Source organism: Methanosarcina sp. UBA289 (assembly GCA_002496565.1).
Classification (GTDB): Archaea; Halobacteriota; Methanosarcinia; order Methanosarcinales; family Methanosarcinaceae; genus Methanosarcina.
On record DAKJ01000018.1, the window covers coordinates 699,985 to 712,571 of the forward strand.

Below are 12,587 nucleotides of genomic sequence, written 5' to 3' on the forward strand. Positions count from 1 at the left end.
AGGAAAGATTTGAAAAAATCTGAAAAAACAAATTAGAAAGTGGTGAATATGAGTAAATTAGAAAAACTTTTAAAAGAAAGAGGCTCAATCAAAAAGGTAGGAGTATTGGGGATGGGATATGTAGGTATTCCTTCGGCTGTTCTTTTTGCAGATGCCTCATGTTTCGATAAAGTTCTCGGCTTTCAGCGCAACTCAAAAAGCTCAAGTTACAAAATCGAAATGCTCAACCGTGGAGAGAGCCCTCTCAAAGGGGAAGAGCCAGGCCTCGAAGACCTGATTAGCAAAGTTGTGAAAGCCGGCAAGTTCGAGTGCACTCCAGATTTCTCAAGAATATCAGAACTTGATGCCGTCACACTTGCAATCCAAACTCCTTTTGCAAATCCCAAAGACCTGGAACCTGACTTTTCAGCACTCATTGAAGGCATAAGAAATGTAGGAAAATACCTGAGACCAGGAATGCTCGTAGTTCTTGAGTCAACAATCACTCCTGGTACAACCGAAGGTATGGCAAAACAGATTCTTGAAGAAGAATCAGGTCTAAAAGCAGGAGAAGACTTTGCCCTTGCCCATGCCCCCGAAAGAGTAATGGTGGGCAGACTTTTGAAAAATATCAGAGAACATGACAGGATTGTAGGCGGCATTAATGAAGAGAGTACCAGGCGGGCTGTTGAGCTCTATTCTCCTGTATTGACTGTAGGGAAAGTAATTCCTATGAGTGCAACTGCAGCCGAGGTCACGAAGACTGCAGAAAATACCTTCCGCGATCTCCAGATTGCAGCAATCAACCAGCTTGCCCTTTATTGTGAAGCCATGGGAATAAATGTGTATGACGTCAGAACCGGAGTGGACAGTCTAAAAGGAGAAGGTATTACAAGGGCTGTACTCTGGCCAGGAGCAGGCGTTGGAGGTCACTGTCTTACCAAGGATACGTACCATCTGGAAAGGGGAGTTAAGATAGGGAATGGACAGCTTGACTATCCTGAAGGAGCGGATTCAATTTACGTGCTCGCAAGAAAAGTCAATGATTTTATGCCTTTACACATGTACAACCTGACCGCTGCAGCCCTTAAAAGAATTGGAAAGGAGATGAAAGGCTCAAAGATTGCAATGCTTGGCTGGGCTTTTATTCGGGATTCGGACGATGCAAGGAACACCCCATCAGAACCTTATAGGGACCTCTGCCTGAAAGCAGGTGCAACGGTTACGGTGCATGATCCTTATGTCGTGAACTATCCTGGGATTGAGATTTCAGATGATCTTGAAAAGGTCGTCAAGGATGCTGATGCCGTGGTTGTTCTTGCAGGGCACAGTGCATACTTTGATGTAAAGGCTGATTGGATAAAGGAAGCTACAGGCAAGAAAAATCCGATCATTGTGGATGGAAGAAATATAGTTGAACCAGATGAATTTATTTGTAAAGGGTTTGTCTATAAAGGAATTGGGAGGGGCGATAAAAACGAACATTTAATAATGTAAACATAAATTCTATTTGAGATATTGCTCTGGCTTTCAAATATGGGAAACGAGTGAAAATAATGATCGAGAAACTTAAACAAAGCGATGAACTCTGGGACCTTTTTACTAAAAAAGAAGAATACAATTCGACCTTTTCTGATCAGTACGATAGGTTTCCCTATTATTTAAGCGGTCAGAGGAATATTTTTGACCCAAAAGTTTCCAGATTTCTGGTAGAAAACGGGTTACGCCCTGAATATCCAGATGAAAAAAAATTTGCGGTTTGCCTTACTCATGATATTGATGTGGCATATCCGGAGAAGCTCTACCCGATCATTGGAACTGCCAAAGCCTTTGCAAAAGGGAATTTGACAAGTGCTATAAAAGCACCTTTTTGCAGAATTAACAAGAAGTGGAACCCTTGTTGGAATTTTAGGGAGATGATGGAGCTGGAGGCAAAATATAATGCAAAATCCAGCTTTTATTTTCTGGCCTTGAGTCCTGGAGAAAAAGACTTCAATTATAAAATTGAGGATCTTGAAGCCGAACTAAAGTTTATATCTGCTCATGGGTGGGAAGTCGGGTTACATGGAGGGCACGAATCTTATGGCAGCTTGGAAGATATAATAGAAAAAAAACAGAGACTTGAAAAAGTATTAGGCAAAGAGATTATAGGGTACAGGAATCATTATTTGAGATTTAAGGTACCGGATACATGGGAATTTTTGAGCAAAGCGAACTTTAAGTACGATACAACGTTCGGATACGCGGATTGTTCAGGTTTTAGAAATGGAATGTGCCATCCTTTCAGGCCTTACAATATAAGTACCGGAAAACAAATCGGCATCCTTGAGATTCCTCTAATAGTTATGGATCAGACCTTGCTAAGGAGCTACATGCGACTTGATGTTAAAAAGGCCTGGGAGCTCATAAAAAGCCTTGTTGATAAGGTTGAACAATATAACGGTGTAATCACTATTCTATGGCATAACAATACAGTCATTGAGGGAGAAGGCCTCAAATATTACGAGAAGTTCCTCAAATATGTCTCCGACAAAAAAGCTTGGCTTGCAAGCGGAGAGGAAATCTACAACTGGTGGTCTACTAATATTGAGCCGGGATATTGAAAAAGTACCCAATAACCTTGTCGTATTAAACTGGTAATTACCAGAAGTATTATAAATAAATCAGTATCCCTAGATAAATCAAATATCCCTGATGGGCAATAACATTATCAAACCAAGATATTAATCAATGCTACTCTTGTCTAGATTAACATACTTTTTTCCAATTTTGCAAAATGTCTTAGGCTGGGTAAGCTTATTGCTTCCGGTTTTATGAGATCTGAATTCTGTTAACTATGGCATTCTGTTAAAATTCTGGCCATAAATGGTATTCCATAAGAATCATAAAAGGAGCCTATGGTAAAATAGTGTTAGGTAGGAAAGAGAACAGGAGGATTAAGGAAAGATCGTAGGATCATAATTATTAACGTATATAAATCAGGAAACCGACAAATTTATTTCAAGAGGGCTTATTTATAAGGGGGTTTAGAGTGGGAAGAGTCAGATATTCAGCATCAGCTTGAGAATATCATACCCCATAGTTACATTTTCAAAGATAAAAACAGCTTGAAAATGAAGGAATACATAGATTTCAACTCTAAAGGAAACTTCTTTTAAGGTACCGGATATGGATGAGACAATAGCGGATGCAGCAGAAAAACGATCTGATAGCAGCAAGAAGGAAAGTTTTGCTTTTGATGTGCTGACCCTTGCAGGCGGAACGACCTTTGCTCAAATTCTTACAATTCTAGCTGCTCCTGTGTTGACCCGCCTTTATGGACCTGAAGATTTCGGAGTCTGGACTTTATATATTTCTATCACCAGCATTATTAGTGTCATTGCGTGCATGAGATACGAGTATTCCATAATGCTGCCCGAATCGGATGAAGAGGCTGTAAATTTGTTAGTTCTGAGTTTTCTGGCAGTAATTTTAGTAAGTGGTTTAACTTTTGCAACTATATGGTATTTTAAAGAGCCTCTAGTTAATATTCTGAATTCTCAGCAGATAGGAGATTATTTCTGGCTTGTATCTCCATTTATTTTTGTAAATGGGTTATTTCTTGCACTAAATAACTGGAATTCAAGAACAAAACTTTTCAAAAGGCTTTCCCTTTCAAAAGTTTTCAGTTCGATCTCAAGCACTACAACACAGCTAGGCCTCGGGGTTGTGGGAAGAGTCGGAGCAGGCGGACTAATAGCTGGGAGTCTTGCTGGCCAGTCTATTGCGACATTTGCGCTTGGAGGACAAATCTGGAAAGATGATAAAAAATTAATTATGAAAAGCCTGAGCTGGAAAAAGGTATATGAAGGATTTAAGAAGTACCACAAGTTTTCACTTATAGATACCTGGGCTGCCCTTATGAACTCAGTCTCATGGCAACTTCCTGCTTTTCTTCTTTCAGCCTTTTTCACACCTACAGTAGTAGGCTTTTACTCCCTTGGGTTTCGTCTTTTGCAGTTGCCAATGAGTTTCATTGGAGGTTCGATCTCACAAGTCTTTTTCCAGAGAGCATCAAGAGCTTTCTCCGAAGGCACCCTCCCTTCTCTTGTTGAGAATGTATTCAGAATGCTTGTAATCATAGGTATGTTTCCAATACTGATCCTGACAATTGTCGGTAGCGATGTTTTTTCGGTTATTTTCGGGAACGCTTGGGCAGAAGCAGGTGTTTATACCCAGATTCTGAGTCTCTGGGCTTTTATATGGTTTATTTCATCCCCATTAACCACTATATACGTGGTAGTCGAAAAACATCACTTTGGCTTTCACTACAATTTTTTCAACCTTGTCACACGCTTTCTTTCCCTTGCAATCGGCGGTCTGCTCGGAAGCGCACGTACTGCGCTTATTCTTTTTTCAATTTCAGGAATTCTAGTATACGGGTATCTTTGTCTGAAGATGATGTCCTATTCCGGAGTAAAGATTTCAAGAGCCTTAAGAATCGTATTCTCTAACTTTATTCTTTTTGTCCCTGCAGGAATTATCCTTATTGCTCTGAAAATGGCCGAGATAAACCAAATTCTGCTTGTAGCCTTTTCCGGCGTGATTATCGGTGTTTATTACCTGTATATTTTAAAAACCGACAAACAGATCAAAAATACAATTAGAGAGTTTCGAGCCTGATAAGCTGGTTCAAAACGATAAAATCAGAAACTGAAAGTTAGGCTTCAACTCAGAGAGTCCTGAAAAAATAAGGAATAATGGAACAGTTTCATATAATTTATGCATTTTCGGTTTGCATGGCCACCTCTACAAGGGAATGCTTCACAATTCCTCTTACTGTCATATACACTCCAGCAACAGATAGAAAAACCATCAAGAATACAGGCCAGAAATAGAAAACTTCTGTTCCAAGGAGAAAGGCTTCAAGAAATTTCACACCCATATAGAAGCCGCATGTAGCTAGGGCAAAGCCAGGAACTGCATACAAGTACAGGGACTTATTGATCTCTATATCATTCACTATGGTTTTCAGGATTCCAGGAACGTAAACCGGATCTCTAAACTCATGAATATTTCCAATTTCCACTTCTTGTATGCGAAGGTTGGATTTCTCTGCTCCAGAGAGAATTTTATTTTCTATAGCTACACCTTGTGCATCAAAGTGAAAGGAACCTATTGCGGAAGCTGAGAACGCTTGAAAACCGCCCTGACAGTCAGTAATCTTGCTTAAATTTACGCTGGTGAATTTGCTCAATAGTGTCTGACCGACTCGACGATAAATTGGAGCATTCCTATCCAGGCCTTTTAAGTAGCGACTACCGTTGACAATGTCTGCGCTTCCTTTAATGATAGGATCAACGAGCCTAGAGATATCGGCAGGATCATGATGACCTTTTGAGTCCATTATAACAATAATATCAGCACTGAGATCAGTTGCGGCTTTAAACCCTGTCTTGAGAGATGCACCTTTTCCCTGTTTAGTATTGTGCATAATCACTTCAGCCCCGGCTTTTTTTGAGATCTCAGCTGTCCGATCTGAGCTGGCATCATCAACCACAATCACCTTATCAGCATAGAGCCTAGCGAGAAGGATAGTGCTTCCTATAGACACTTCTTCATTGTAGGCAGAAAGAACCACCGTGACATTTTTAGAGACTTTGCCTACAGTGCATTTACTTCTTTTAGTCATTATGGGCTCTGTACCATTTCCCATAAGTAACTGATTACCCATTCTTGATGACCCCCTGTGCATAACTCCACTCATATTTAGAGTAAATTTATGTATGGCATTCTGAAAACTATTAAATATGGAAGAAATTAGTTTTGTTCAGCATTATCACAATATCAATTTTTTAAAGTTAAATTTAGAAGATAGATATATAAATTTATTGGCAGTTAATCTTTAGAAAAATAATTTAGGAGAAATATCAAAATACAGAGACTCTGTGACATGACAGATATAAAATTATATGATTAGAATAACGAAAATTGAAAATTTACATAAAATAATCTCATATTAAAAATAAAAATAGGTTGAGAAAAAGACGAGCTTGAGAATCAATAGTATGGAAGCTCAAACTTTCATGATTTTAGTCCCGCAAACTTATGTTCTTCTTAGAAAGTTATTTAGAAGCGCTTTAAGTTTCAAAACTATAATATTCCTGGCTACTACTTGCCGCAATTTTTAGTATTGAAAATGAATGATTAAAGATATTAAAAATAGGAATATAATAAAAAACAATACAAATCAATGGAGTTATTTCGGCTGGAAGAGAAGAAAACTATCAAAAAGAATAGTATCAAAAATGTTCTTTATGTAAAATAGTTAAGCTGTCTTATTAGAAAAGTATAATTTAGAGAGATAAGAAAAAGATTCAGGAAAAGAAATAAAAAGGAAGCTACCAATAAAGAGGAAAGTACTGTATAGGATAATAGTAGAATATTGACATGGATAGAATAAAATGAGCATAAAGTGTGGAGAAATACTGAATATTCCACTCCCATGAAAAAAATAGATCGAAAGAATAAAATGCATTAGAAAAATATTTATTCGTCGAAAAGAAACTGAAAAAAGTATAATTCTCATTATAAGTTGGATGACCTGCATGACCGGAAAAAAAATTCCTTCAGATCTATTTATTATTATGGGCTTAGTGCTTCTTACAGATATTTTTGTGCTCACTCCTGGAATAAATGAAACAATATTCCGGAACATACTTGGGCTGCCTTTTGTGCTATTTCTACCAGGGTATGCTCTGATTGCAGCGCTTTTTCCTGCAAAATCGGATCTTGACGGGATTGAACGGGTGGCTCTTTCTTTCGGACTGAGTATTGCAGTTGTGCCCCTAATAGGCCTTGGTCTCAATTATACTACATGGGGTATCAAACCCCTTCCAATTCTTATAAGCCTATCAGCTTTCACCTTTATCATGTGTGGGCTTGCATATCTGAGGCGGGCAAGTCTCCCAGAAACCGAGACTTTCGAGATCTCCCTCAGGGCAGCAGCATTTTCGCTCAAAACCGAGGTCATGGGAAATTCAGAATCAAAACTTGATAGAGCTCTTACGGTCTTTCTGATTATTTCCATTCTCCTGTCTGTAGCAACCCTAGCTTATGTAGTTGTGAGTCCAAAAGAAGGAGAACATTTCACAGAATTCTATATTCTTGGACCTGAAGGAAAGGCAGACAATTATACTACAAATTACACACTCGGACAAAGTGGAACCGTAATAGTAGGAGTTGTAAACCACGAATACCGGCCCGTAAATTACACAATGGAAGTAAAGCTTGAAAATAAATCACTATTCATTCCGGAAAATGTGAAGCGTATCAGTCTTGCTCATAATGAGACCTGGGAAGAACCAGTTGTTCTTATGCCTCCTTTTGAGGGAAAGAATATGAAGCTTGAGTTTCAGCTCTATAATGAGACTGAGAAAAGTGTGCCTTATAGAGACCTTCATCTATGGATAAATGTAAATGCAACAAAACAATTGGAAATTTAAGTGTCAAAAAAGCAGCTTAAATAAATATAGCCTTTAAATCTTTAGGTTAATACCTTCTGATGCAGGTTTTTAAGCTGCATTCCCTTCAATTTAAAAACATGTATTTAAGATTTCCAGCTTATACTATACTATTCAATCATCCAGTCAGAACTTTTTTTGAAGAAGAATAAAACTTTAGTCTTTAAAAACTTGTTAATAGTCAGCTGGAAATTTATCCTTAGTATTAGCTTCCTAGCAAAAGCTAATGGGCAAAATTTAACGAATATCCAAGAAAAGAGTGGGTAAAAACTCTATTTTTATGACATTTCAAAGTTTCATGGTAGTTGAATTGTTATTGAAGCGTGAACTGTTGGAAAAAATTTATTTATTTTTAGAGTGATAATAGAGTGATAATAGTTACACTGATAAGAATGTGTAGTTATTAAAACTGATTATAAATAAAATGGATGTTTCTACGAAGTATATAGACCTAAACTCTCCCCATTGAAAAGGAGTTATTCTATGCAAAAGTCAACTAATTCTCATAAAAGGCGAAAAAAACTTAATTTCCTAACCATTGCATCACTTCCTTTTTTGGCTTTACTATCAATATTCCTTGAAGACATACTCGGTAGCAATACCAAGTCATCCACATTTCAGGAAATAGGTACAAGGAAAATGTCTTCCAAATTCCTAGAAAAAGATAAAAGTTTGAGAGTTGGCTCAACTTCATATGGGAATCTAGTGCGTTTCAAAAAACTTGGACTGCTCACGAACATCCGATATATGCTTGAAGGAGTGAGGGTAGCAGTTCTGGCCCTTTTCATATACCCACAAATTGCTTGTAGAGAGAACAAGTTTACAAAGAATTCGTTGAAGTCTCTCTATTCGCCTAAAATCTGGAAAATAGCCGGAGCTGAAGAAGGAAATCAGAAGAGCTTCCAGCTCAAGAAACGCAGACTCTTTACTGCAATACCAGTTCTGTGTATAGCCTTTGCCGAGATTTTGATGTTTTTAGAAAAAGTGGGAATAGCTATCTGGGTACATATTGGGATCTTAATAGCACTTTCTCTTTCGAATATATTCGTAAAAGACTCAGAAGTTCAGAAAATTCACCAGGCATTGATGCTCCTTCCTCTCTTAAGAATTATAAATCTTTCAATGCCTATCTTCTTTGAGACAACTCTTTATACATTTATTTTTATTTATGGCTCCCTGGCAATTCCGATGGCAGTTGTAATTATTCACCAACGTTACTCTCTTGAGCAGATAGGGATCTCCATGAAGAATATAGAAGCTTATATGATCCTTTCGATTCCTTTGAGCTTAGCTCTTGGATTTGGAGAATATCTGACAATAAGAACAGGATACTTGATTCCGGATCTTACATTCGAAAACTTGCTTAAACTAACTTTTATAATGGTTTTCTTTGTCGGCTTAGTTGAGGAGCTTACTTTCAGGTCAATCCTCCAGACAAGGATTGAACAGACACTAAGTGTTGGTGAATCGTTATTAATTACAACTCTCCTGTTTGGACTTATGCACTCAGGGTATGGAACTTTCTACGAAATATTATATACAAGTATTATAGGCCTTTTTATAGGAGTAGCCTTCTACAAAACAAAAAGTCTGCCCTTTATTGTGGTCTTGCACGGTTTTATTAATGTATTTCTTTTCGGGATCCTGCCCCACTATCTGACTGGCAGAATAGGATTTTGATACTTTATTGAATTAATTTTGTAAATTAATCTTCAAGTGAATTTAATCCTGTTTTCAATATTTTCATAGTTTAAAAGAGTTGAGCAACTGACTTTCTTGTAATTTCTCAACCTTTTTATTCTCAACTTTCTTTACCTGTAGAAACCCTGAAAAGTTGTACATATCAGAGACTAGAAATCATAAAACGGCCTAAAAAATTAAAAAATTGGAAAATAAAGGATAACAGCAGTCAATGTATACAAAAGACAAAAAATTAAAAAGAGAGTCCCGGACAGAAATCCAATATTAAATAATTTCTGAGATTTTGAACAAGACAATTCCTGCAAAAACTAAAAGTAAAGGCAAAATTACCATGTTTAACGAGCTGTTAAGAGAGTTATTCCAGTTTTGGGATGCTGAAAGGACTTCTTTCAAGGAGAGAAAGCCTATAAGTCCTATGACAACTGAAGCTCCATACTGAGGAAGCCCAGCAGTTGTAACCATCGACATAGCACTTGAAGAAATAATACTTAATAATATATTAATGCCCCCATGGATAAAGGAATTTATATTGTTTATTGCAAAGTTACTGTATAAAAGAACTGCAACATATAAAAGACTTTTCTTAAGTTATATAATTCAATAGTATATTATCAACCAAATAATCAGTAAAATAGAGATTCTAAGTCATCTTAGTATTCAAGAGTGACCCACTCATACAACTATTAAAATGAGTTAAGTGATGCAAATGCTCTGGAATATATATTGAAAAATCTAGTGAAAGAAAATTAGCAATCACAAAAATAGTTATCAGGCTTTTGATACCATATATAAAATTGTCTTGAGAATTTGAGAATTCACTGGTGTTGTTAGTTAAACTGTTTTAAAATGTTAAACCATATGTGAGCTTCTAATTTTGCCATAGGGACAGAAGCGATAGATAAAAATTTATAGTAAGTTATAGAAATGAGTTACAAAATGTTTTAGAAGTAGAATATCTTGGCAAGTTTACTCTGTAAATCAATCATTATCAAATAAGTAATACATTTGTAGAAAATTAAATTAAATTTAGATTGAAAAGGGGCAACACCAGTGCGCAAATTGACTAGTTTCCTTAAGGAAAGAAATAGACTAATTTTAATGGTCACCTCCATTTCGATTTTGGTTTTACTGCTAATTTCTCCTGTAGATGCATCCGTTAACAACTGGGAATTTTCTCCTCAGGAGCCTGTTTGTGGAGATACCATTAGTATCAAAGGAAATGCATCTCCAGAAGAGAAAGTTGATGTCTTCGTGACTTTTGAGAAAACCGTTCCTGTGTCTTCAGGAAAGTTTGAATATATTCTTGAAGATGTAAAAATCCCCGGGGGCTTTAATAATCTATTTAAAGTTGAAGCCATGGGAGTCAAAAACCTCAATGTGAGGGTAAAATTTGTCGTCTGGGCAACAAAAAGTTCAGAGGCTTCAGGAGATACCGCAATCGTATCTCAATCAAATGTTCCTCCGGGAACTTACATGATAAAGATTGACGGAGATGCTGCAGAAGGAGTTTCAGAAGTAAATCTGAAGATTACAGCTTTTCAGAGGATAGATGCGGATTCGAGCGGAGTTTTCAGTTACTCTTATAACACAAAAGCTGTTCCTTCTGGAGATTTTGAGATAAAAGTTGGAGATATAACAAAAAAGTTAACTATTCAGTCTGAGAAAGACACAGATTCAAATTCAGACTCGAGTTCGGATTTAAACCCAGCCTCATCTCCCTCGAGTCCGTCTTCTAAAAAGACAAAGTTTTCTCCATCTTCTGAAAACAAGTCTTCTCTTTTGCCAGACAATAAGTCTTCTCCAGAGTCAATTGCTTCCAAAAATCTAGAAAAAGAAAATAATTCCGAAATTTTAACTCCAGACAAAAATTTAGAAGAAAAGAAAACTCAGGTACATGCCTCGGGAGAAAACATCCAAAAACACAAATTTTTAGGACCATCTTTAGACAAGTTTTATTTGCTGATAGGAATGGGAGTAGGAGTTCTGATCCTAATTATATACTTAAGAAAGAAGTGAAGTGAAAGATGTCAATTCCTAGTAATAAACCTGAAAGAAATTATATTATCATAACAGTACTGGCTTAAAATATTTGGTTAATGAATGGGGGAATATATTTGAGAAATGGTCTATTAATAATTGTATTAACTTTGTTTATATTAGCTTCTGCAACCACAGTTGCCCAAGGTAATGAAAAAAGTGTTAGCTCTATTGGGAATATAAGTTTTACAGATAGAGTTGTTTATGTCCTAAATCATACAAGCAACCCGGAGGAAGGAAACTGGATTATAATGGGAAACCCACATACAGGGATAAGAGTCCAGCTTCCCCACCCGATAAAATTCACATATAATGGTCCGAAACATGTTGAATTTGAGGGAGTTTCTGGAACCCTATATAAAGAAGAGAATAAAAGCTTCACTATAAATTACCCATCAGCTTATGCGTATAGTACCCTTCCTATTTACCTGCGCGGGGAAGAAGTAAAGATGTCTTTCTATGGAGAATCTGGCCTAAAAGGAAAGGTAGATATATTCCTTATCAAAGTGACACCAGAAACAGTGTTTGAGGTCTTTGATGCTTTCGAAGCAAAAGATATTGCAAATTTAAACAGGCTCTTTAACGGCAGTGTGGGTGAAGATTACAAAAAATATTCTGCGGTACTCGGAAAGAATGGAGATTTACTAGATTATAATTTAGGACCGCTTGATGCTGGACAGTATAATATAGTTATGGTTCAAGAAAACGAAGACGGCAGCTTGACATCCCTTTCCACAACAGCATTTATGGTTGCAGAAGATAAATTGATAGCCTCAAGTCCAAAAGTCATAGTAAAAAAGGAAAACTTGGACATAAAAGTGGGTCTTGCGAATACTTCCAATGAAAGTAAATGCACCTATGGAGCAGTACTGATCAGTAAACAGGCATACAAAGCAAAAATAGAGGTAGATACAAACGGCACAAGAAGAGGCACATCAGTAATAGTAAATGATATGGATGTTATTGATAAGTTTGGCATAAACTCTTCAAATTATAGATCAAAGCTAACTAAAAATGAGCTTCAGAAAGAAATCCAAACCCTTATAGGGGAAGAAAACGGTGCAATTGCAATAGGAGAAAAAGGCCAGAAAAGACTATCACTTACCACTCTTGATTTGTCTGAGGGTAACTATTACCTCTTTGTGGGAGCATATTGTCCTGGAAAAGGGCTTGTAGGGCTTACTCAGCTTAAAGTTATAATTGTATCAAAAGGTTCTGGAGGAGGTAATGGGTCTGGGGGAGATGGATCTGGGGATGACGATTATCCGGGAGGAGATGATGGATCGGAAGATGACGATTGTCCGGGAGGAGATGATGGATCAGGAGATGACGATTGTCCGGGAGGAGACGATGGGTCTGGAGGAGATG

General features: G+C 37.1%; 9 protein-coding genes. 7 read left to right on the forward strand and 2 right to left on the reverse strand.

The features are described 5' to 3' along the window. Nucleotides 1-48 precede the first annotated feature (48 nt). The 3 genes from BP549_RS10960 to BP549_RS10970 all read left to right on the forward strand — a co-directional run bounded on the left by BP549_RS10960 (nt 49) and on the right by BP549_RS10970 (nt 4,641). Nucleotides 49-1,476 (forward strand): nucleotide sugar dehydrogenase, encoded by a 1,428-nt coding sequence (locus BP549_RS10960; RefSeq protein WP_292376669.1) that lies wholly within the window; start codon nt 49-51, stop codon nt 1,474-1,476. 59 nt (nt 1,477-1,535) lie between these two features. Continuing rightward, entirely contained in the window at nt 1,536-2,582 is a 1,047-nt protein-coding gene (locus tag BP549_RS10965; protein ID WP_292380545.1) for a polysaccharide deacetylase family protein, read from the forward strand. A 565-nt stretch (nt 2,583-3,147) separates the two neighbouring features. Next, nucleotides 3,148-4,641: a lipopolysaccharide biosynthesis protein gene (locus BP549_RS10970; protein ID WP_292380547.1), complete on the forward strand. Its 1,494-nt coding sequence runs from the start codon at nt 3,148-3,150 to the stop codon at nt 4,639-4,641. A gap of 97 nt (nt 4,642-4,738) precedes the next feature. Here BP549_RS10970 and BP549_RS10975 read toward each other — a convergent pair whose 3' ends face one another. Next, complete coding sequence (locus BP549_RS10975; RefSeq protein ID WP_292376672.1) at nt 4,739-5,692, reverse strand: glycosyltransferase family 2 protein; 954 nt, start codon at nt 5,690-5,692, stop codon at nt 4,739-4,741. An 874-nt stretch (nt 5,693-6,566) separates the two neighbouring features. Here BP549_RS10975 and BP549_RS10980 point away from each other — a divergent pair. Together BP549_RS10980 and BP549_RS10985 are read left to right on the forward strand one after the other, a co-directional pair. After that, nucleotides 6,567-7,463, forward strand: a complete 897-nt coding sequence (locus tag BP549_RS10980) for a DUF1616 domain-containing protein (protein WP_292376674.1) — start codon at nt 6,567-6,569, stop codon at nt 7,461-7,463. A gap of 573 nt (nt 7,464-8,036) precedes the next feature. Then, on the forward strand, nt 8,037-9,161 hold the full coding sequence (locus BP549_RS10985; RefSeq protein WP_292380550.1) for a CPBP family intramembrane glutamic endopeptidase: 1,125 nt from the start codon (nt 8,037-8,039) through the stop codon (nt 9,159-9,161). Between the two features lie 285 nt (nt 9,162-9,446). Here the strand turns inward: BP549_RS10985 and BP549_RS10990 are convergent, their stop codons facing one another. Then, nucleotides 9,447-9,650, reverse strand: coding sequence for a hypothetical protein (locus BP549_RS10990; RefSeq protein WP_292380553.1), 204 nt, complete (start codon nt 9,648-9,650; stop codon nt 9,447-9,449). Between the two features lie 630 nt (nt 9,651-10,280). Between BP549_RS10990 and BP549_RS10995 the strand changes: the two genes are divergently transcribed. Both BP549_RS10995 and BP549_RS11000 read left to right on the forward strand, forming a co-directional pair. Next, a complete protein-coding gene (locus tag BP549_RS10995; protein ID WP_292380555.1) occupies nt 10,281-11,198 on the forward strand; it encodes a hypothetical protein in 918 nt (305 codons plus the stop codon). Between the two features lie 98 nt (nt 11,199-11,296). After that, nucleotides 11,297-12,587 (forward strand): TIGR04279 domain-containing protein (locus BP549_RS11000; protein WP_292380558.1); only part of this gene is annotated, 1,291 nt, incomplete at its 3' end.

Excerpts from the sequence above, each read along its gene's own strand:
- BP549_RS10960 (WP_292376669.1), top strand. The coding sequence starts at position 49 with ATGAGTAAATTAGAAAAACTTTTAAAAGAAAGAGGCTCAATCAAAAAG.
- BP549_RS10965 (WP_292380545.1), top strand. The coding sequence starts at position 1,536 with ATGATCGAGAAACTTAAACAAAGCGATGAACTCTGGGACCTTTTTACT.
- BP549_RS10970 (WP_292380547.1), top strand. The coding sequence starts at position 3,148 with ATGGATGAGACAATAGCGGATGCAGCAGAAAAACGATCTGATAGCAGC.
- BP549_RS10975 (WP_292376672.1), bottom strand. The coding sequence starts at position 5,692 with ATGGGTAATCAGTTACTTATGGGAAATGGTACAGAGCCCATAATGACT.
- BP549_RS10980 (WP_292376674.1), top strand. The coding sequence starts at position 6,567 with ATGACCGGAAAAAAAATTCCTTCAGATCTATTTATTATTATGGGCTTA.
- BP549_RS10990 (WP_292380553.1), bottom strand. The coding sequence starts at position 9,650 with ATGTCGATGGTTACAACTGCTGGGCTTCCTCAGTATGGAGCTTCAGTT.
- BP549_RS10995 (WP_292380555.1), top strand. The coding sequence starts at position 10,281 with ATGGTCACCTCCATTTCGATTTTGGTTTTACTGCTAATTTCTCCTGTA.